Raw genomic sequence first — 20,006 nt, forward strand, 5'->3', positions numbered from 1 at the left:
CTCACGCTCGAAAGGCGCCCACGTGTCCATCGGCAACTCCCCCGAAGACGACCGGCCCTCCATCGGCCACGCCATCCAGCAGGCCCGTATCGCGGCGGGGCTGACCGTCGACGAGGTCAGTACCACCACCCGGGTGCGCGTGCCCATCGTGCAGGGCATCGAGCAGGACGACTTCTCAGGCTGCGGCGGCGACGTCTACGCGCGAGGGCACCTGCGCACGCTCGCGCGCGCCGTCGGACTCGATCCGGAACCGCTGATCGCGCAGTTCGACGGGGACCGCGGCGGCCGCCCCGAGCCGACCCCCGCGGCGCCCCTCTTCGAGGCCGAGCGCATCCGGCCCGAGCGGGGCCGCCCGAACTGGACGGCGGCGATGGTCGCGGCCATCGTCGTGGTCGTGGGCTTCGTGGGCTTCACCCTCTTCAGCGGCGGCGGCAAGGGGAGCGCGGTCGCCGACGGGGAGAACACCGTGGCGCCGGTGCAGCCGACCAAGCCCGCCGCCGGCAAGTCCGGCAAGACCGCCAGGCCCAGCACCGTCCCCGGCCCCGGGCCCTCGGAGAGCGCCATCGCGGGCGTGCCGAAGGACAAGGTCACCATCAAGATCACCGCGAAGGACGGGCAGAGCTGGATCTCGGCCAAGGACGCCAACGGCCGGCTGCTGGAGGACGGCCTGCTCAAGAAGGGCGAGTCCAAGACCTTCACCGACAAGAAGCGGATCGACCTGGTCGTCGGCAACGCCGGGGTCGTGCAGCTGTTCGTCAACGGCAAGGAGGTCGAGAAGGTCGGCGACAAGGGAGCGGTCGAGCGGCTGAGCTACTCGGCGGGCCCGCAGGCGGGCTGACCAGGCCGGGACCGGGCCCGAGGCGGGCCGGGGCCGGGGTGCCGGCCGGACCCGGCAACCCTGGCAGCGATGGAGGTTGCCGGGACAAAGTACGCTGACTCCATGCCCGAACGCCGTACCGTCGCCCTTGTCACTCTTGGCTGCGCCCGTAACGAGGTGGACTCGGAGGAGCTCGCAGGCCGCCTGGCAGCGGACGGCTGGGACCTCGTCGAGGACGCCGCCGATGCCGATGTCGCCGTCGTCAACACCTGCGGTTTCGTCGAGGCCGCCAAGAAGGACTCCGTCGATGCCCTGCTGGAGGCCAACGACCTGAAGGACCACGGCCGCACCCAGGCGGTGGTGGCCGTCGGCTGCATGGCCGAGCGGTACGGCAAGGAGCTGGCCGACGCCCTCCCGGAGGCCGACGGCGTCCTCGGCTTCGACGACTACAGCGACATCTCCGGCCGGCTGCAGACGATCCTGAGCGGCGGCAACGTCGAGGCGCACGCTCCGCGCGACCGCCGCAAGCTGCTGCCGATCAGCCCCGCCGAGCGCCAGGACGCCGCAGGCGTCGCCCTGCCCGGCCACGGCGCCGCGGAACCGGCTCCGGCCCCCGCGGACCTGCCGGAGGGCGTGGCGCCCGCCTCAGGGCCCCGTGCGCCGCTCCGGCGACGGCTGGGCACCAGCCCGGTCGCCTCCGTGAAGCTGGCCTCCGGCTGCGACCGCCGCTGCTCCTTCTGCGCCATCCCGTCCTTCCGCGGCTCCTTCATCTCGCGCCGTCCCTCCGACGTGCTCGGCGAGACCCGCTGGCTGGCGGAGCAGGGCGTGAAGGAGATCATGCTGGTCTCCGAGAACAACACCTCCTACGGCAAGGACCTGGGCGACATCCGCCTGCTGGAGACGCTGCTGCCGGAGCTGGCCGCCGTCGACGGCCTGGAGCGCGTCCGGGTCAGCTACCTCCAGCCCGCCGAGATGCGCCCCGGCCTGATCGACGTGCTGACGGGGACCGACAAGGTCGCCCCGTACTTCGACCTGTCCTTCCAGCACTCGGCGCCGGGCGTGCTGCGCGCCATGCGGCGCTTCGGCGACACCGACCGCTTCCTGGGCCTGCTGGAGCAGATCCGCGGGAAGGCGCCGCAGGCCGGTGCCCGCTCGAACTTCATCGTCGGCTTCCCCGGCGAGACCGAGGACGACGTCGCCGAGCTGGAGCGCTTCCTGACCGGGGCCCGGCTGGACGCGATCGGCGTGTTCGGCTACTCCGACGAGGACGGCACGGAGGCCGCCACGTACGAGAAGAAGGTCGACCCGGACGAGGTCGCCGAGCGTCTCGCGCACATCTCCCGGCTGGCCGAGGAGCTGACCGCGCAGCGCGCCGAGGAGCGGCTGGGGGAGACCCTCAGGGTCCTGGTGGACAGCGTCGACGAGGAGGACGGGGTCGTGGGGCGCGCGGCGCACCAGGCCCCCGAGACCGACGGCGTCACCTTGCTGCGCACCTCACTCGATCTCGCGCCGGGTCGTATGGTCGAAGCAAAGGTCGTGTCCAGCGAGGGCGTCGACCTGGTGGCCGAGGTGCTGTCGGTGGACGGCGCGCCGTGTACTGAGGAGGCGGGCAGATGACCGGAGTCCCGGCTTCCGCGGCCGGTGGGCACCACCGCCCGGCGCCGGCCGTCCGGACGGCCGGACTGTGGAACATCGCCAACGTCCTGACCATGGTGCGGCTGCTGCTCGTACCGGCCTTCGTGATGCTGCTGATGCACGGCGACGGTTACGACCCGGCCTGGCGCTCGTTCGCCTGGGCGGCGTTCGCCATCGCCATGATCACCGACCTGTTCGACGGCCACCTGGCACGCCAGTACGACCTGGTGACGGACTTCGGGAAGATCGCCGACCCGATCGCGGACAAAGCGATCATGGGTGCGGCGCTGATCTGCCTGTCCGTCCTGGACGACCTTCCCTGGTGGGTGACCGGCGTCATCCTCTTCCGGGAACTGGGCATCACCCTGATGCGGTTCTGGGTGATCAAGCACGGGGTGATCCCCGCCAGCCGCGGCGGAAAACTGAAGACCCTCGCCCAGGGCACCGCGGTCGGCATGTACGTGCTCATGCTGACCGGGCCGCTGGCGTCGTTCCGGTGGTGGGTGATGGCGGTCGCCGTGGCGCTGACCGTCGTGACCGGCCTGGACTACGTACGGCAGGCGGTCGCCCTGCGGCGCGCCGGGCTGGCCGAGGCACGGGCCGTACAGGCCGAGGAACGGGCCAGGGCGGCCGCGGAGGCGCACGGTGACGGCCCTGCCGGGAGCGCGGGGGCCGCGGGCCGGTCCGGGGCCGTGGCGGACGACGGGAACTCCGTACGGTGAATCCGGAGCCGACCGCCCGGGCGACCTTCCGAAGTGGCAGCGGAAATGCGCGCTGATACGGGCCGGAAGGCGGGCGGAGAAGCGGGTGGCGAGTCCGCCGGCGCTCTGGACGCCCCTGAGGCCGCTGACGCCCCTGACGCTGTTGACACCCCCGAGGCCGTGCGTGCCTCGGCGGGCGAGGGTGACGGGGAGCCGACCGCCGAGGCGGCGTCCGCGGCGGCCCAGGTGCTCGACATCCTCGCCGCGCGCGGGCAGAGCCTGGCCGTCGCCGAGTCGCTCACGGGCGGGCTGGTGGCCGGAGCGCTCACCGGGGTACCCGGAGCCTCCCGGGTCTTCCGGGGCTCCGTGACGGCGTACGCGACCGAGCTCAAACGGGACATTCTCCAGGTCGACGGGCCGCTGCTCGACGCGCGCGGAGCCGTGGACGCGGAGGTTGCCCGCCAGATGGCCCGTGGTGTAAGGCGTGTGCTGAGCGCGCACTGGGGTATCGCCACTACAGGGGTCGCCGGTCCGGACCCCCAGGACGGACAGCCCGTGGGCACCGTCTTCGTCGCGGCCGACGGCCCCGGCGGAGCGGGCGGTGTGCTGCGCCTCACGCTGGACGGCGACCGCCGGCGGATTCGCCGGGACACGGTGGCGGGGGCGCTCCGGCTGCTGGTGAGCCAACTGACAGAGAACGCGGCCGCACAGGATACGGAACAACGGGGGAAATTTGATGTTTGCAGCCCTGAGTGAACACGAACTCGCGCCCCGCACGGCCGCGGCCCGAGGCGGTACGGTGGGGCGAGAAGGATCCGGATCCGAGGTCCGAGGAGGGAGCCAGCGATGATTCTGCTTCGTCGCCTGCTGGGTGACGTGCTGCGCCGACAGCGTCAGCGCCAGGGCCGCACCCTGCGCGAGGTCTCCTCCTCCGCCCGGGTGTCGCTCGGCTACTTGTCCGAGGTCGAACGGGGACAGAAGGAAGCCTCTTCCGAACTGCTCTCGGCGATCTGCGACGCGCTGGACGTGCGCATGTCCGAGCTCATGCGGGAGGTCAGCGACGAGCTGGCGCTCGCCGAGCTGGCGCGCTCCGCCGCCGCGAGCGACCCGGTGCCCGCACCGGTCCGCCCCAAGCTGAACGCGGTGTCCGTGACCTCGCTGGCCGGGGTGCCGGAGGACCGCGTGACGATCAAGGCTCCCGCGGAGGCCGTGGACGTCGTGGCGGCCTGAGGCCATGGGCTCCGGGCCCTTCCGCGTCCGTCTTCCCGAGTGCTCCTCCCGAGTGTTCTGAGTGCGCCGAGCACCTGTGAGTGCGTTACCGCGAGCTTCCTGCGCGCCGGTGAGTGCCTTACGCGCCCTGTCGACTTTCCTGAACTTCCCTGAACCCCGTCCGGCGCCGCCGGGCGGGGTTCGCGGCGTTCTGGGGCCGTGTGGCCCGAGTGTCCGGGGCGACGGACGGGGCGGTGAGGACCTTCGTCCTGAAGGTGAGGTGTCCGCGCATTACCGCAGCACATCTGGGTACCCGATCCGTACAGACAGGACCAATCGTTTGTACGACGGGCGAACGTATTCATTCGCCCTGAAAAGGAGTAAATGGATGTCTGTCGTCAAGAGCACGCTGTCCGACGACGCGCGCAAGGTGGTCGGGGAAGCACTGCAGGGAGCCCTCGTCGACCTGGTGGATCTCTCGCTCGTGGCGAAGCAGGTCCACTGGAACATCATCGGCCCGCGTTTCAGGTCCGTACATCTCCAGCTCGACGATGTCGTGGACACGGCCCGCGCCTACGCCGACACGGTGGCCGAGCGCGCCTCGGCGATCGGTGTCTCGCCGGACGGCCGAGCCGAGACGGTCTCGAAGACCAGCGGCATCGACACGGTGCAGGACAACTGGATCAAGGACGCCGAGGTCGTCCGGGTCGTGACCGACGCGCTCGGCGCCGTCATCGCCCGGATGCGTGAGCGCATCCGTGTCACGGACGAGCCCGACCCGGTCTCGCAGGACATCCTCATCGGCCTGACCGCCGACCTGGAGAAGCACCACTGGATGTTCCAAGCCGAGTCCGCGTGACCGGTCGTGGCCCTTCCTGGCCGACCGGTCCGTATGCAGCGTGACCAGCCTCTTCAGCGCCCCTCTGATGTCGTCAGGGGGCGCTTGGCCGTTTCGGGGGGAGCCGGGCAGGTTGCTCGGCCGTCACGGGCGGGGCCGGGCCAGGCGCTCGGCCGTTACGGGCGGAGCCGGAGGCGTTGCCCTTCGGGGGTGACGACGAGGCCGTGGCGGGCGATCTCCGGTGCGCCGGCACGGACCCACCGCCGGTGGGCCGCCTCGATCTCGTCCCAGAGCCGGCGCGGCCCGTGCTGCCGCACGCGGTAGGTGGCGGTCTGCCGGCCGTCGTAATCCACCGAGGCCAAGGACGTAGCGGCGTCGTCGGCCAGCCAGAGGCGGGTGTGCGCCTCACCGCTGTCGGAGGCCCAGGAGTGCCACACGTCGGGCACACGCAGCCCGATCGCGAACTGCGCGTCGAGGCTGTCGCCGGCCACCGACCAGGGGAGAGGGCCGTACTGCTCAGGCTGGGGCGCTGCCCCGCGCGCAGGAGGTCGCGATCGAGGTCGGCGGACGCCCGCTGGCCGCGCATCACCATGTAGGAGCCGTAACCGGCGAACTGCCCGGCGGCCGTGCCGTCCGGGCGCCGGGTGAGGACGAGCGTGCCGTACGTGATCCAGCTGGTGCTCCACGGCACGACGAGGCGTGCGCCGGGCAGCGTCTGCGCGAGCCAGGCGGCGGGGACGGACCGTACGGAGCAGGTGCAGATGATCCGGTCGTACGGGGCGGCGGGGGCGTGACCGTGAGCCCCGTCACCGGTGATCACCGTCGGGGCGTGGCCGACGGCTTTCAGGTTGGCGCGGGCCGTCTCGGCGAGCAGCGGGTCGATCTCGACGCTCACCACACGGTCGGCCCCGAGCCGGTGGGCGAGGAGGGCCGCGTGGAAGCCGGTGCCGGTGCCGATCTCCAGTACGCGCTGCCCGTCGCCGAGCGCGGCGTCCGCGAGCATGCGCAGCACCGTGCCGGGCGCCGAAGCGGACGAGGTGGGCTCCTGGAAACCGTCGGCGTCCTCGGTGATCCGCGTGACGATCGGCACGTCGCGGTACGCCGCCTCGGCCCAGCGGACCGGATCCGTGGCGCGGTCGCAGGACACGTAACCGCCGGCACCGTCACGGAGCCAGATCAGGCCCGGCAGAAACCGGTCCCGCGGCTCGGCCCGCACAGCGTCGGCCCACACAGCAGGAACGGGGCGACCGAGCGAGGCGGCCACTTGGGTCAGGAGGGTGGTTGTGGGGCTGGAGGCGGGGGAGGTGGGGGTCACTTCTGGTCCGGCTCGGGCTGTGGCTCAGGTGGCGGAATCGGCCGACCTGGCTGTTGCCCGTCATCCCCGATCGGGCTCCTGTGCTTGATGTCCACGACGCGCTCCCGTCGACCATGGTCCGAGACGCCGACGGTAGCGGAGCGTGATGGGGCCTTGCGAGGGCGCACGACCAGCGCACCGGACGCGTGTGATCGCGCTCGGAAGCACCCGACGCGCGCTGCTGTTCTTGTCAGAACACTGCCGGGGGCGGCCGACCGAGGTGACTGTGCGGGTGGCGTGTCTGTGAATCGGGAAGGTGTGGGCGGACGATCATGTCGGGGAAACGAACCCCGGATCAGCAACGTATGGAGGAGTGTCCGCTATGTCGAAACCCCCGCTGCCGCAAGAGGCGGTTGCCATGCTGGAGAAGGCCAACCCGGCCGTCATCACGACCCTGCGGTCGGACGGTCAGCCGGTCTCCACGGCGACCTGGTACCTCTGGGACGACGGCCGGGTGCTCGTCAACATGGACGAGGGCCGCAAGCGCCTGCAGCACCTGCGCAACGACCCCCGGGTGACGATCACCATCCTCGACGAGTCGAGCTGGTACACCCACATCAGCATCATCGGCCGCGTCACCGAGTTCCGTGAGGACAAGGACCTGGCCGACATCGACCGGCTGGCCCGTCACTACCTCGACGATTCCTACCCGCAGCGCGACCGCGCCCGGGTCAGCGCCTGGATCGAGATCGACCGCTGGCACGGCTGGGGCACGCTCAAGGACAGCAGCCAGGCCGGCTGACGTTCCATGGCACGGACCTCCCCCGGGATGCGGGGGAGGTCTTGTGCTGAAGCTGTGCGATTCTGCGTCCGGCCTGCGGCCGGCACTTCGCTGTCGTCGGCGGCCACTGCTTGCTCTTCGTATGCCGATACGGCTCACGAGGTACAACGGTGGCCGCATCCGCCTGCACACCAACCCTGGCCGGCAAGGTCGCAATCCACGGCTGGACCGCTAGGCGGCGAGTTCGTACGCCTCCAGGCGTTTGATCATTCGGCGGACCACCAGCAGGGGAATCACGCCGAAGACGCCGAACGACATGTCGATCAGCTGCCAGTAGAACGGAATTCCGCGGATCGAGCCGCAGATGAGGGCCAGTGGAATGATTCCCGCGCAGGCGATCATGCCGAAGTCGATGACCCAGATGTTGCGGACCGGATCGCGGAACGGGCCGTAGAACGCCACCGCGATGACCAGGTGGGCGAACGCCAGCCAGTCCGTTCCGTACAGCATGAACGGATACTTCGCGTCGGTCGCCTCCAACCCCTCCCGGGCCCTGCCGATCCACTCCACCAGTCCCGGGAAATGCCCGGCGAGTGATGACGCGTCCGACCGCAGCAGTTCGTCGGCCCACCGGATTTCCGTGGTGAGCGGAAAAGCCGTCAGACCGCTCAGCACGAGACCGATGATGAAGACGACAAGCCAGATACGAATACGGCGCCGAAGCGCCTTACGCCCCTCCATGATCGGGAGCGTACGCCTGCCTTCACCGGCCTTTCGGGCCGGGGTCGGTGTGCGAAATGCGGGAGGTACGGGAAGGCGGTTCAGAGCGGGATTCCGGTGTCGATCAGGGAGCGGGCACCCTGGCTGAGGAGTTCGGTGGCGGCGTGCGCGCCGAGTGCCGCCGGGTCGTGCGGGGCGTCGCTGCACAGATGGACCTGCGCGAAGGCGGCGCCGTCCGGGGAGAAGACCATGCCGCGCAGCGAGAGCGGCCGCCCGGGCCGGTGACGCAGTAGCCCGCGATGGGGCTGTTGCAGTGCCCGCGCAAGCCCTGGAGCATGACGCGTTCGGCAGTCGCCTCGGTGAGGGTGGGCTCGTGGTTGAGCTGCGCCAGCAGCGCGGCTACGGCGCTGTCGTCGCGGCGGCACTCCAGGGACAGGACACCGGCGCCGACGGCCGGCAGCAGTTCCTCGACCTCGAAGACCTGCCGCGCCCGGTGGCTCAGGCCGAGCCGCGCCAGTCCGGCACTCGCCAGGATCAAGGCGTCGAGGGTGGGGGTTGGGTGGGGTTGGTGGGAGCCGTGGGGCGAGTGGGTTGATCGGGTTGGGAGGAGTCGGTGAGGGCGGTGGGGGTGTGGTGCTTGCCGTCCAGGAGGTCGAGGCGGGTGCCCACCGCGCCGCGTACGGGGATGATCCGCAGGTCGGAGCGGGTGCGCAGGAGCTGGGCCCGGCGGCGTACGGAGGCGGTGCCGACCCGGGCGCCGGGCGGGAGGTCGTCGAGATGACGCACCGCCGAGTGGTCGGGGACGACCAGGACGTCCCGGGCGTCGGCGCGCTCCAGGTGGGCGGCGACGACCAGGCCCGCGCGGAGCGGCACATCACCGGGCACGTCCTTGAGGCAGTGCAGCGCGAGATCGATGTCGCCGCTCTGCAACCGCGCGTCGAGCGCCTTCACGAACAGGCCCTTACCGCCGATGCCGGACAGTTCGCCCTGCCAGAGATCGGCCTCGGTCCGCACCGGGACGGCCACGGTCCGCAGCCGCGGGTCGAGCTGGTGGAGCAGCTGGGTGACCTGGGCGGTCTGGGCGAGGGCCATGGGGCTCGTACGGGTTCCGATGCGCAGCTCGCGGGCGGGGAAATCGGTGCTCACGGGCGGCCTCCGTTCGGTGGATCTCGGGCGGTGCCCGCCGTCGGCGGTGATCATTCAGTGCAGCGTAGGAGACACCGGGCGACGGGCCGGGGAGGTACGGGTTCGGGCTGGTGTACGGGGCGGAAGGCGGCGGACGCGCCGGGGTGCGCGTCCGTCGGGCCGGGAGCCGGCCTGCGGGCGTCTGGATGCGGGCCGGGTGGTGGCGCGCGAAAATACCGGGAAGACAGAGATCCGTGAGAACGGGGCATGGACGAGCGGGCCCCGTCGAAATGTTCGCGCCGGTTGTGCCCCGGTGCGCCCTCCCGCTGGGCGGCTGCGTCCGTCTAGCGTCGGACGGAGGAGGCAGCCATGGCTAGGCACGACTTCTTCGCCCGGTTCGGCATATCTCCGGCCCGGCTGGCGGCCAGGGTTGCCGCCGCGGGTCTGTGGTGGTGGGCCGTACTGCGGCTGACGCTGTGGCCGGGCACACAAGGGATCGTCGAGGGAGCGGTGGCGGCCGGAGGGTGGGGGCTGAGCCTGTTGCCGGTGCACTGCGTGCCGTGGGCGGATCGGATGCGGGGGAGGGGCGGGGGCGGGAGCAAAGGCGGGAACAGGGGCAGGAGGCCGGGTGGGCGGGGCCGGGGGCGGGGTGGAGGTCCCGGCGGCTGGTGGTAGGGGAGAAGGGGGGATGGGGGAGAGGGAAGGTCACCTGATTGGCCGAAGGGGCGGGAGGGCGGGGTAGCCGGGGCGGCGCGGTACAGCCGGGTGGTGGCGCGGTGACGATTGCTTCGATGACGTGACGGAGCGGGGCGTTGCGGTGACGGCGCTACGGGGTGACGAGGGCGGCGGCGCGTAGGGGAAATGGCGCGAGGTGACGTGGCGTCAGGCGCCGTGTTCCGGGGCGGCCTTGTCGCCCTCCGACGCCGCCCCGTCCTCCTCCGGCTGGCAGGTGGGGCACCAGTAGGTGACGCGTTCCTGGGTGGGCGGGCCCTGTTCGCCCGTACGGATCGGTGTACCGCAGCGGAAGCAGGGGCGGCCCGCGCGGCCGTAGACCCACTGGCGGCGGTCCGGGCGGGCGCTCGGCGTCGTGACGCGGGCGAGGCGGTCCTTGTTGGCTTCCAGGAGCTTCTTGGCGAGGGTCGTCGCGCGTTCCGGTGTCGGCAGACGGCCGACCGGGAGCCAGGGGAGGCGCGCAGCAGGAAGCACAGTTCGCACTTGAAGACGTTGCCGATGCCGGCCAGGTTGCGCTGGTCGAGCAGGGCCTCGCCGAGGGGGCGGGCGGGGTCGGCGAGCAGGCGGCGCAGGGCCTCGGCCGGATCCCAGTCGGGGCCGAGCAGGTCGGGGCCCAGGTGGCCCACGGCGTCGTCCTCGTCGGCGGTGCGCAGGAGTTCGAGGACGGGGAGGCGGTAGCCGACGGCGGTGCGGTCGGCGGTGGCGAGGACCGCGCGGATCTGGTGGGCGGGGCCGCCCCGCCAGCGCTCGGCGGGTGCGTAGATCTTCCAGGCGCCGTCCATGCGCAGATGGGAGTGGAGGGTCAGTCCGCCTTCGACGCGGGTGAGGAGGTGCTTGCCGCGCGGGACCACCTCCAGGACCGTACGGCCGGACAGGTCGGTGGTGGCGAGCTTCGGCACGCGCAGGTCGGATCGGGTCAGCGGCTTGCCGGCCAGCGCTTCGTGCAGACGGCGGGCGGTACGCCAAACGGTGTCGCCTTCGGGCATGGGGACATTGTGCCGGGTGGGGGTGGGTGGCGGGCTGCGGGTGGAGGCCGGAAGAAGAAGCTGGATGTGGGAGCTGGGGGCTGATGCGGGGGCTGGGTGCGGGAGCCGGGGCGTGGGGAGCCGGGTACCGGATGTGGGGCCGTGGGTTCGGCTGGTCCGGGCGGCCGGGCGAGCCATGGATCGCGTACGGATGCGGTGTGCGGACGCCTTCCACGTACGTACGTTGTGTGCGGTGGCGACGCGCGGACGCGACGTACGGACATGGCGCCCCGGCACGGCGTACGGAAGCGGTCTGCGGCTGGCCGCGTCATGACGGTCATGGCCGGAGGCGGAAGCCGCGTGGTGTGGGGTGGAAACCGGCGGCCTCCAGGGCCGGGGCGAGCGGGGCGGTCAGGGCGGCGACGCCGTTGACGCGCTCCACGGTGATCGTGCCGAGGGCGCCCGCGCGGGCCGCGTCGGTGAGCGCTTCGAGGGCGAGCCGCAGGCGGGTGCCGGCGGGGGAGCCGCTGTCGGGTGCGGTGCCGTCGGTGGCGCGCGTCCAGGCCAGCAGGGTCTTGCCGCCGCGTTCCATGTAGAGCGTCAGTTCGCCGTCGACGAGGACGACCAGGGAGCCCGCCTTGCGGCCCGGTTTGTGCGTCGAGCCGTCGGGCGGCTCGGGCCAGGACAGGGCGGCTCCGTACGCGTTCGCCGGGTCGGCGGCGGCCAGTACCAGGGTCCGCTGCGGTCCGGCGGAGCGGCGGCCCCCGGGCCGTCCTGGGCGTACTCGTCGGCGACCCGCTCGCGGCCGGTGTTGACGGCACGGAGCCGGTCGACCGCACCGTCCATCGCGAACTGCGCCGCTCCCAGCCCTTCGACCACATAGCCGCGCCGGGCCTGTCCGGTCTCCTCGAAGACGGCCAGGACGCGGTAGGCGGCGGAGAAGCCGCCCTCGACGCCTTCGGCGGCCACGGCGCCACGGGTGACGACGCCGTGGCGGTCCAGGAGGGCGCGCGCCAGGGCGTGGGCGCGGTGGGTGGGGTCCGGTTCGGGGGCGGGGAGCAGCGACCAGCGGCCGGCGACGGTCGGCGGGCCGGAGCGGGAGGCGGTGGGGCGGCCCGTACGGCCGGTGGCGGCGGTGAGTGTGCCGTACCGGCCGCGAGGGACCGCGCGCTTGGCGCGGTGGGCGGTGGAGCCGGACGTGCGGCCCGAGCCGAGGAGGGACCGGAGCGGGGCGAGGGTGTCGTTGGTGAGGCGGCCGGACCAGGCCAGGTCCCACAGGGCGTCGGCGAGTTGGGGGTCGGTCGCCTCGGGGTGGGTGGTGGCGCGGACCTGGTCGGCGAGCTGGCGGAAGAAGAGGCCGTAGCCGGGGGCGAGAGCCTGGAGGACGGACTCGTGCAGCGGGGACAGCTCCAGCGGGTGCGGTGGCGGCAGGAGCAGCGGGGCGGTGTCGGCGAGGTAGAGGGACACCCAGCCGTCCTTGCCGGGCAGCGCTCCCGCGCCGGCCCACAGCACTTCGCCGGTGGAGGTCAGCTCGTCCAGCAGCGCCGGGGCGTAGTCGCCGACCCGGGACGGCAGGACCAGCTTCTCCAGGGCGGAGGCGGGCACGGACGCGCCTTGCAGCTGCTCGACGGCGCGAACCAGGCCGTCGATGCCGCGCAGACCGTACGAGCCGCCGCGCCGCGCCCCCGCACCGTGGTGTGCCGGGGGAGCAGGGGCCCCACCTGCTGCCACTGCGGGAGGAAGGACGCGAGGGCGGCGGGCGGTACGGGCTCCAGCTCGTGCCGGAGCGCGGCCAGGGAGCGGCGGCGCAGGCGGCGCAGCACCTGGGCGTCGCACCATTCCTGGCCGATGCCGGAGGGGTGGAATTCACCCTGGACGACGCGGCCGGCCGCGGCCAAGCGCTGTAGGGCGCCGTCGGTGACGGCCGTGCCGAGGCCGAAGCGGGTGGCGGCCTGCTCGGAGGTGAACGGGCCGTGCGTACGGGCATAGCGGGACAGGAGGTCGCCGAGCGGGTCCTTGACGGGCTCGGTGAACGACTCGGGGACGCCCACGGGCAGGGCCGTGCCCAGGGCGTCGCGCAGCCGGCCCGCGTCCTCGATCGCGGCCCAGTGGTCCCGGCCGGCGATCCGGACCGTGATGGCCCGGCGGGCGGACGCCAGCTCCCGGACCCATCCGGACTCGGCGCCGCGCTCGGCCAGCTCCTCGTCGGTGAGCGGGCCGAGCATCCGCAGCAGGTCGGCGACGCCTTCCGCGTCCTTGACCCGGCGGTCCTCGGTGCGCCACTGAAGTTCGCTCTCCAGCTCGGCCAGGACGTCGGCGTCGAGCAGTTCGCGCAGTTCGGCCTGGCCGAGCAGTTCGGCCAGCAGTCGGGAGTCCAGGGAGAGGGCGGCGGCCCGGCGCTCGGCGAGGGGGAGTCGCCCTCGTACAGGAACTGGGCCACATACCCGAACAGCAGGGAGCGGGCGAAGGGGGAGGGCTCGGGCGTGGTGACCTCGACGAGACGGACGCGGCGGGCCTCGATGTCGCCCATCAGCTCGGTCAGGCCGGGTACGTCGAAGACGTCCTGGAGGCATTCGCGGACGGCTTCCAGCACGATCGGGAACGACCCGAACTCGCCCGCCACCTGGAGGAGCTGGGACGCGCGCTGCCGCTGCTGCCACAGGGGGTGCGCTTGCCGGGGCTGCGGCGGGGCAGCAGCAGGGCGCGGGCCGCGCACTCGCGGAACCGGGAGGCGAACAGGGCCGAGCCGCCCACCTGGTCCGTGACCACCTGGTCGACCTCGCCCTTGTCGAAGACGACGTCGGCGGCGCCCACGGGGGACTGCTCGGGGTCGTACTCCATGCCGCGGGCCGCCGGGTCGAAGTCGCCGGTGTCGCTGTCGAGCAGGTCCAGGCCCATCAGGTCGGCGTCCGGCAGGCGCAGCACGATGCCGTCGTCGGCATGCATGACCTGTGCGTCCATGCCGTAGCGCTCGGCGAGGCGGGCGCCGAGGGCGAGCGCCCAGGGGGCGTGCACCTGCGCGCCGAACGGGGAGTGCACCACCACCCGCCAGTCGCCCAGCTCGTCGCGGAAGCGCTCGACGACGATCGTGCGGTCGTCCGGCACATGGCCGCAGGACTGCTTCTGCTCGGCGAGGTACGCGAGGACGTTGCCCGTCGCCCAGTCGTCCAGGCCGGCGGCGGCCAGCCGCTCGCGGGCGGCCTCCGGAGCGAGCGCGCCGATCTCACGGAGGAACGCGCCGAGCGCGCGGCCCAGTTCGAGGGGGCGGCCGAGCTGGTCACCCTTCCAGAAGGGCAGCCTGCCGGGCACGCCCGGGGCCGGGGAGACCAGCACCCGGTCACGGGTGATGTCCTCGATGCGCCAGGACGTCGTACCGAGGGTGAAGACATCGCCGACGCGGGACTCATAGACCATCTCCTCGTCCAGTTCGCCCACCCGTCGCCCACCACCCCGACCGGAGGCGCCGCGCGTCGCGGTGTCCGACGGGCCGCCGCCCTTCGCCGGTTCGGAGCCGGCCAGGAAGACGCCGAAGAGGCCCCGGTCGGGAATGGTGCCGCCGGAGGTGACGGCCAGCCGCTGCGCCCCCGGGCGCCCGGTGACCGTCTGCGCCACCCGGTCCCACACGACGCGCGGCCGCAGCTCGGCGAAGGCGTCGGACGGATAGCGGCCCGCGAGCATGTCCAGCACGCCGTTGAACGCCGACTCGGGCAGCGCCGCGAAGGAGGCGGACCGGCGGACCAGGGCCAGCAGTTCGGTCACGTCCCACGTATCCATCGAGGCCATCGCGACCAGCTGCTGGGCCAGCACGTCGAGCGGGTTGGCGGGGACGCGCAACGACTCGATGGACCCGGCGCGCATCCGCTCCGTGACCACCGCGGCCTGCACGAGGTCGCCGCGGTACTTGGGGAAGACCACGCCCCGGGACACCGCGCCGACCTGATGACCGGCGCGGCCGACCCGCTGGAGTCCGGAGGCCACCGACGGCGGTGACTCGACCTGTACCACCAGGTCGACCGCGCCCATGTCGATCCCCAGCTCCAGACTGGACGTGGCGACCACGGCCGGCAGCCGGCCCGCCTTCAGGTCCTCCTCCACCTGGGCGCGCTGCTCCTTGGACACCGAGCCGTGGTGGGCGCGGGCCAGCAGCGCGGGCGCCCCCTTGGCGGCACCGGCCTCCGCCATCAGCTCGGCGGGGGAGTGGTTCTCGGGCAGCGCCTCGCCGGTGGCGCGTTCGTACGCGATCTCGTTGAGCCGGTTGCACAGGCGCTCGGCGAGGCGCCGGGAGTTGGCGAAGACGATCGTCGAGCGGTGCGCCTGCACCAGATCGGCGATCTTCTCCTCGACATGCGGCCAGATGGAGGGCTTCTCGCCGGTGTCGCCCTCCTGGACGGGGAGCCGCCCAGCTCGCCCAGGTCCTCGACGGGGACGACCACCGACAGGTCGAACTCCTTGCCGGACGGCGGCTGGACGATCTCCACCCGGCGCTGCGGCGACAGATAGCGGGCGACCTCCTCCACCGGGCGCACGGTCGCCGACAGGCCGATGCGCCGGGCCGGACGCTCCAGCAGATGGTCGAGCCGCTCCAGGGAGAGCGCGAGGTGGGCGCCGCGCTTCGTGCCCGCGACGGCGTGCACCTCGTCCACGATGACCGTCTCGACGCCTTCCAGAGCCTCCCGGGCCGAGGAGGTCAGCATCAGGAAGAGCGACTCGGGGGTGGTGATGAGGATGTCCGGCGGCCGGTTGGCGATCGCCCGGCGCTCGGCGGCCGGGGTGTCACCGGAGCGGATGCCCACCCGGATGTCGGGCTCCGGCAGCCCGAGACGCACGGACTCCTGGCGGATGCCGGTCAGCGGGCTGCGCAGGTTGCGCTCGACGTCGACCGCCAGGGCCTTCAGCGGGGAGACGTACAGCACGCGGCAGCGCTTCTTCGGCTCGGCGGGCACCGGGACGCTCGCGAGCCGGTCGAGCGAGGCGAGGAAGGCGGCCAGCGTCTTGCCGGAGCCGGTCGGCGCGACCACCAATACGTCCGATCCCTCGCCGATGGCCCGCCAGGCACCCTCCTGCGCGGCGGTGGGCGCGCGGAACGCCCCCGTGAACCAGTCGCGGGTCGCGGGGGAGAACGAGTCGAGCGCTGCCTTGGCCATGTCCCCCATCGTGCAACGGACCACTGACAATCGCCGGTGACCCGCCGTTCACCTGCGCTGATGCGGGTGAGCGGCGGCGGTCGGCGCCGTCCACGTGCCGGACGGACAGCCCCCGGCAGGCCGGGCCGCAGCACAATTGAGCCATGACGGGGCACGGGGCGGCGGACATGCGGGGCGCGGAAGGCGGGCCGGGCCCGGAAGCGTGTACGGGCGGGCCTCCGGCCGCGGCGCCCGCCGGCCGCAAGGGCGGCGAGTGGGCCCGGCACTGGCAGTACGCCGAACTCCCCGGCCTGGACCTGCTGCGCGCCCGCTATGTACGGCACTCCTTCCCCCGCCACTCCCACGACGGTTACGTCCTGGGCGCCGTCACCGGCGGCGTCGAGCGGGTCGGACTGCCGGGCGGCGTCACGGACGCCGGGCACGGCGGCATCATCATGATCAACCCTGAGGTGCCGCACACCGCGCAGGCCGGTGCGCCGGAGGGCTGGTCGTACTCCACGCTCTACCCCTCCGAACAGCTCGTCGCCGGCATCGCGGCCGAGACGACCGGCCTGACCGGCACCGCCGCGTTCACCGAGACCCTCGTCGACGACACCCTCGCCGTCCACCTCGTCAACGCCGTGCACCGCGCGGCCGAGGAAGGCAACGCGCTGGCCGCCGACAGCCTGCTGCGCATCGTGGTGGCCCGGCTGCTGCGGCGCCACGGCGGTCCGCTGCCGACCCGTATGCCCGCCACAGCGGGAACCCGTACCGCCCAGCGCGCCAGAGCGCTCCTGGAAGCGCGGCTGACCGCGCCACCGACCCTGGAGCACCTGGCCCGGGAACTGGGCACCAGCCCGTTCGCCCTGCTGCGCGCCTTCAAGAACACGTACGGGATGCCCCCGCACACCTGGCTCACGAACGCCCGCATACGCCGGGCGCGCCGGCTCCTGGAAGCCGGCACGGCACCGGCGGACGCCGCCGTCGCCGTCGGGTTCACCGACCAGCCGCATCTGAACCGGCACTTCACCCGGATCGTGGGTGTGCCGCCGGGCGCGTACCGGCGTGAGCGGGCGGGCGGCGCAAGAACGTACAAGACCGCGGGGGAGGGCGCTTCCTAGGGTCCGGAGCGTGGCACAGGAAACGCAGCGAGAATACGACCGGCAGTCGCAACAGTCCCAAGGGACAGACGAGTTGCGACAGGACGGGAAGCCCCAGCAGACACTCCAAGCGCACCAGACAATCCAATCTCATCAGCAACACCAGCCGGAACAGACACATCAGCCACGGCCGGCCAAGCCTCCTTCCGCGGTCGTCAGGGACGCGCTCGGCGTCGGCGTCGCCGTCGGGCTGTCCGGCTTCGCCTTCGGGGTGACCGCGGTGGGCTCGGGCCTGTCGTTGTTGCAGACCTGTGCGCTGAGTTTGCTGGTCTTCACCGGCGCCTCGCAGTTCGCGCTGGTCGGCGCGCTGGCCGCGGGCGGCAATCCGTTCACCGCCGCGGCCGGGGCGTTCTTCCTGGGTACTCGTAACGCGTTCTACGGACTGCGGCTGTCCGGCCTCCTCGGGCTCCGGGCCGCGGTCAAGCCGTTCGCCGCCCACTGGGTCATCGACGAGACCTCGGCCGTCACCCTGGTCCAGCCCGACCGGCGCAGCGCACGCCTCGGGTTCGCGGTCACCGGGCTGACCCTGTACCTCCTGTGGAACCTCACCACGTTCGCCGGGGCCAAGGGCGCCGGGGCCCTGGGCGACCGAGCGGCCTGGGGCCTGGACGCGGCCGGACCCGCGGTCTTCGTGGCGCTGCTGGCTCCCCTGCTCACCTCTGCGGTGGAACGTTTTGCCGCGGGGCTCGCGGTCGTACTGCTCCTGATGTCGCTGCCGTTGCTGCCGGCGGGTGTGCCGGTCCTGGTCGCGGCGCTCGCCGCACCGGCGGTCCTGTATGCGGAGGGGCGCCGGGCCCGTACGCGTACCGCTGACCGGCCCGAAACCGGCGTGGATACGCACGTACGGGGGAACAGCGCGGGAGAGGTGGACGCACGATGAGTGTCTGGATCGCGATCGGCGTCACCGCCGTGGGCTGCTACCTGGTGAAGTACCTCGGCCTCCTGGTACCGGCGGGTGCCCTGGAGCGGCCGCTCGTCAAGCGCCTCGCCGCCCTGGTGCCGGTGGCGCTGCTCGCCGCGCTCACCGCCCAGGAGACCTTCAGTGACGGGCAGCAGCTGCTGTTCGACGCCAAGCTGGCGGGCGTCGGTGCCGCGGTGGTCGCGCTGCTGCTCCGCGCGCCGTTCCTGCTGGTCGTGGCGGTCGCGGTGGCGGTGACGGCGGGGATACGGGCGCTGGGCGGGTGAGGGCACCGGGCGGGTGCGGGAGGCGAGGACGGGAAGCGGTCACCCCCGTACGACCCTCGCCTCCGCGACCCCCAGCCGCCGCGCGTCCCGTTCGGGGCGCAGGAAGAGCATCACGGCCACTCCGGCCAGCACCGTCAGGCCCGCCATCGTCCCGTACGCGCCGAGGTACCCGTCCGCGACGGTCTCCCCGGCGTCCACCAGTCGGCCCGTCACCGCGGGAGCCAGTACGCCGGCCAGAGCGAAGACGCAGGTCAACGAACCGAGCGTAACGCCGCGCCGGTTCGCGGGAGAGATCCGGGAGACCGAGGTCTGCGCCACGGTCATGATGATGTCCGAGACGGCCATCGGGCCGAGCAGCAGGACGGCTTTCAGCCACAGCACGTCCGTCGCGGCGAAGGCCAGGGTCGCCGCGCCCGAGAGGAGCAGCACCAGCCCGTTCTTCACGCCGGAGGGGAGGGGGCACGGGGGCGCAGACCGGCCGCCGCGCGCCTGCCCGCGCGCTGTACGAGCAGGCCGTGGGTCAGCATCGCGGTGCCCTTGGCCAGCGCGGCCAGCATGATCAACAGGCTCGCCTGGCGCAGCCCCAGCCCGCCGACCTCCTGGAAGTAGTCCACGGCCCAGGTGAGCGAGGCCGACACCGTCCAGAAGGCGGCGAACGCGCCGAGCGCCGCGGACAGCCAGGTCCTGGAGAACAGCAGCTTCCGGTACGGGACGGAGCCGCCGCCGAGGGAGGTGTCACCGGCGGGACGCTTTCCCACCGGGGCGCCGTCGGTGGACCGCCGTCCCACCGGGGCGCTGTCGGCGGATCGCTGCCCCACCGGGGCATCGCTGACGCGCCGCCGTCCCACCGGAGGCGCCAGGGGCCCTTCCTCGCCGTACCGGAGCCACACCGCCGCCCACACCAGGCCGACGAGGCCCACCACGCCGAACGTCCAGCGCCAGCCCCACGCGGCGGTGACCGCGCCGAGCACCGGCGCCGCGACGGCGACGCCCACCGCCGCGCCGACCAGGAAGATCGCGGTCGGCAGTGTACGGTCGCGCTCCTCGAACCAGCCGTGCAGGTGGTGCACCGCCACCGGGGTCGCCGGTCCCTCCGCCGCGCCCAGCAGCACCCGGGTGGCGACCAGGACGCCGAACCCGGCCACGCCGAGCAGCATCGGCAACTGGGCGGCGGACCAGAGCAGCGCCATACCGAGCAGCAGGACCGGGGTGCGCACCGTACGGGTGAGGAAGGAGCCGCCGAGCGCCGCCAGGCTGAAGAGCGCGAAGAACGCGGCGGACGCGGAGCCGAACTGTTCGCGGGTCAGGTGCAGTTCGGTCATCACCGGGTTGGCGACCAGGCCCATCACCATCTTGTCGGCGAAGTTGACGAGCATGAAGGCGACCAGCAGCCAGGTGGCGCGCCAGGCCCGCCGGTGCTCGGAAGCGGTCATTCCAGAGAGCTCGCCGGGGTACGCCCCGGGCCCGGTCGCACGGGTCACCGAACGGCCCCCCTGTCCCGATCCGCGTCTCCGGCCCCGGCTTGAGGCGAGCCGGATTCCGGTCGTACCAGCCCTGCCCTGGCGTACGCGCCCGTGTGCCCAGGGGCCGCACCGGAGATGGCCGTGAGGGCGGGCCCGGGGGCTCCGGCCCCCGTCCTGGTGCTCTCCCCGTGCGGACTGTGCGGGCTGTGCGGACTGTGCTGCGTCAAACCATCCGTCATGCCGGGCAGCTCCTCATGC

General features: G+C 72.8%; 16 protein-coding genes and 2 pseudogenes. 10 read left to right on the forward strand and 8 right to left on the reverse strand.

Annotated features, from left to right (window positions below):
* Positions 1 to 22: 22 nt before the first annotated feature.
* The 6 genes from ACEXOX_RS34605 (at position 23) to ACEXOX_RS34630 (ending at position 5,221) form a co-directional block, all read left to right on the forward strand.
* The gene (locus ACEXOX_RS34605) at positions 23 to 838 is read left to right on the forward strand and encodes a helix-turn-helix domain-containing protein (RefSeq protein WP_406524838.1); all 816 of its coding nucleotides are present in this window, start codon (positions 23 to 25) and stop codon (positions 836 to 838) included.
* 102 nt (positions 839 to 940) lie between these two features.
* Entirely contained in the window at positions 941 to 2,434 is a 1,494-nt protein-coding gene (rimO, locus tag ACEXOX_RS34610) for a 30S ribosomal protein S12 methylthiotransferase RimO (RefSeq protein ID WP_406524839.1), read from the forward strand.
* Positions 2,431 to 3,174 carry a CDP-diacylglycerol--glycerol-3-phosphate 3-phosphatidyltransferase gene (gene pgsA, locus ACEXOX_RS34615; RefSeq protein ID WP_406524840.1) on the forward strand — a complete coding sequence of 248 codons (744 nt, stop codon included), beginning with the start codon at positions 2,431 to 2,433 and terminating at the stop codon, positions 3,172 to 3,174. The genes rimO and pgsA overlap by 4 nt, the downstream gene beginning before the upstream one ends.
* Positions 3,175 to 3,333: 159 nt before the next feature.
* A complete protein-coding gene (locus tag ACEXOX_RS34620) occupies positions 3,334 to 3,909 on the forward strand; it encodes a CinA family protein (RefSeq protein ID WP_406524841.1) in 576 nt (191 codons plus the stop codon).
* Between the two features lie 90 nt (positions 3,910 to 3,999).
* Positions 4,000 to 4,383 carry a helix-turn-helix domain-containing protein gene (locus tag ACEXOX_RS34625; protein ID WP_406524842.1) on the forward strand — a complete coding sequence of 128 codons (384 nt, stop codon included), beginning with the start codon at positions 4,000 to 4,002 and terminating at the stop codon, positions 4,381 to 4,383.
* Between the two features lie 367 nt (positions 4,384 to 4,750).
* Positions 4,751 to 5,221 (forward strand): Dps family protein, encoded by a 471-nt coding sequence (locus ACEXOX_RS34630; RefSeq protein ID WP_030024639.1) that lies wholly within the window; start codon positions 4,751 to 4,753, stop codon positions 5,219 to 5,221.
* 73 nt (positions 5,222 to 5,294) lie between these two features.
* Here the strand turns inward: ACEXOX_RS34630 and ACEXOX_RS34635 are convergent, their stop codons facing one another.
* Positions 5,295 to 6,515: a methyltransferase domain-containing protein gene (locus ACEXOX_RS34635; RefSeq protein ID WP_406524843.1), complete on the reverse strand. Its 1,221-nt coding sequence runs from the start codon at positions 6,513 to 6,515 to the stop codon at positions 5,295 to 5,297.
* A gap of 361 nt (positions 6,516 to 6,876) precedes the next feature.
* Here ACEXOX_RS34635 and ACEXOX_RS34640 point away from each other — a divergent pair, with 361 nt between their 5' ends.
* Positions 6,877 to 7,296: a PPOX class F420-dependent oxidoreductase gene (locus ACEXOX_RS34640; RefSeq protein WP_406524844.1), complete on the forward strand. Its 420-nt coding sequence runs from the start codon at positions 6,877 to 6,879 to the stop codon at positions 7,294 to 7,296.
* A 210-nt stretch (positions 7,297 to 7,506) separates the two neighbouring features.
* On the opposite strand, the gene ACEXOX_RS34645 is transcribed toward ACEXOX_RS34640, so the two are convergent.
* The 5 genes and pseudogenes from ACEXOX_RS34645 to ACEXOX_RS34665 all read right to left on the reverse strand — a co-directional run bounded on the left by ACEXOX_RS34645 (position 7,507) and on the right by ACEXOX_RS34665 (position 15,970).
* Positions 7,507 to 8,016: a hypothetical protein gene (locus ACEXOX_RS34645; protein ID WP_406524845.1), complete on the reverse strand. Its 510-nt coding sequence runs from the start codon at positions 8,014 to 8,016 to the stop codon at positions 7,507 to 7,509.
* Positions 8,017 to 8,119: 103 nt separating this feature from the next.
* On the reverse strand, positions 8,120 to 8,533 hold the full coding sequence (locus ACEXOX_RS34650; protein ID WP_406524846.1) for a hypothetical protein: 414 nt from the start codon (positions 8,531 to 8,533) through the stop codon (positions 8,120 to 8,122).
* Entirely contained in the window at positions 8,530 to 9,141 is a 612-nt protein-coding gene (hemC, locus tag ACEXOX_RS34655; RefSeq protein WP_406524847.1) for a hydroxymethylbilane synthase, read from the reverse strand. Before hemC ends, ACEXOX_RS34650 begins: the two co-directional genes overlap by 4 nt.
* An 861-nt stretch (positions 9,142 to 10,002) precedes the next feature.
* Positions 10,003 to 10,838: pseudogene (locus ACEXOX_RS34660) on the reverse strand (Fpg/Nei family DNA glycosylase).
* 316 nt (positions 10,839 to 11,154) lie between these two features.
* Positions 11,155 to 15,970 (reverse strand): annotated as a pseudogene (locus ACEXOX_RS34665) (ATP-dependent helicase).
* A gap of 134 nt (positions 15,971 to 16,104) precedes the next feature.
* Between ACEXOX_RS34665 and ACEXOX_RS34670 the strand changes: the two are divergent.
* From ACEXOX_RS34670 to ACEXOX_RS34680, 3 genes are all read left to right on the forward strand, one after another.
* Positions 16,105 to 17,061 carry an AraC family ligand binding domain-containing protein gene (locus ACEXOX_RS34670; protein ID WP_406524848.1) on the forward strand — a complete coding sequence of 319 codons (957 nt, stop codon included), beginning with the start codon at positions 16,105 to 16,107 and terminating at the stop codon, positions 17,059 to 17,061.
* 121 nt (positions 17,062 to 17,182) lie between these two features.
* Complete coding sequence (locus tag ACEXOX_RS34675) at positions 17,183 to 17,980, forward strand: AzlC family ABC transporter permease (RefSeq protein ID WP_406526563.1); 798 nt, start codon at positions 17,183 to 17,185, stop codon at positions 17,978 to 17,980.
* A complete protein-coding gene (locus tag ACEXOX_RS34680; protein WP_406524849.1) occupies positions 17,977 to 18,285 on the forward strand; it encodes an AzlD domain-containing protein in 309 nt (102 codons plus the stop codon). Before ACEXOX_RS34675 ends, ACEXOX_RS34680 begins: the two co-directional genes overlap by 4 nt.
* Before the next feature lie 39 nt (positions 18,286 to 18,324).
* Here the strand turns inward: ACEXOX_RS34680 and ACEXOX_RS34685 are convergent, their stop codons facing one another.
* Positions 18,325 to 18,729 (reverse strand): MFS transporter, encoded by a 405-nt coding sequence (locus tag ACEXOX_RS34685; protein WP_406524850.1) that lies wholly within the window; start codon positions 18,727 to 18,729, stop codon positions 18,325 to 18,327.
* Positions 18,726 to 19,718, reverse strand: a complete 993-nt coding sequence (locus tag ACEXOX_RS34690; protein WP_406524851.1) for an MFS transporter — start codon at positions 19,716 to 19,718, stop codon at positions 18,726 to 18,728. Before ACEXOX_RS34690 ends, ACEXOX_RS34685 begins: the two co-directional genes overlap by 4 nt.
* Between the last annotated feature and the right edge of the window lie 288 nt (positions 19,719 to 20,006).

The sequence above is a fragment of the Streptomyces sp. Ac-502 genome (assembly GCF_045222935.1).
GTDB lineage: Bacteria > Actinomycetota > Actinomycetes > Streptomycetales > Streptomycetaceae > Streptomyces > Streptomyces monomycini.

Bases quoted from the DNA above. Each gene is read 5' to 3' on its own strand.
- ACEXOX_RS34680 (WP_406524849.1), top strand. From the start codon at position 17,977: ATGAGTGTCTGGATCGCGATCGGCGTCACCGCCGTGGGCTGCTACCTG.
- pgsA (WP_406524840.1), top strand. From the start codon at position 2,431: ATGACCGGAGTCCCGGCTTCCGCGGCCGGTGGGCACCACCGCCCGGCG.
- rimO (WP_406524839.1), top strand. From the start codon at position 941: ATGCCCGAACGCCGTACCGTCGCCCTTGTCACTCTTGGCTGCGCCCGT.
- ACEXOX_RS34640 (WP_406524844.1), top strand. From the start codon at position 6,877: ATGTCGAAACCCCCGCTGCCGCAAGAGGCGGTTGCCATGCTGGAGAAG.
- ACEXOX_RS34645 (WP_406524845.1), bottom strand. From the start codon at position 8,016: ATGGAGGGGCGTAAGGCGCTTCGGCGCCGTATTCGTATCTGGCTTGTC.
- ACEXOX_RS34690 (WP_406524851.1), bottom strand. From the start codon at position 19,718: ATGACCGCTTCCGAGCACCGGCGGGCCTGGCGCGCCACCTGGCTGCTG.
- ACEXOX_RS34670 (WP_406524848.1), top strand. From the start codon at position 16,105: ATGACGGGGCACGGGGCGGCGGACATGCGGGGCGCGGAAGGCGGGCCG.
- ACEXOX_RS34630 (WP_030024639.1), top strand. From the start codon at position 4,751: ATGTCTGTCGTCAAGAGCACGCTGTCCGACGACGCGCGCAAGGTGGTC.
- ACEXOX_RS34625 (WP_406524842.1), top strand. From the start codon at position 4,000: ATGATTCTGCTTCGTCGCCTGCTGGGTGACGTGCTGCGCCGACAGCGT.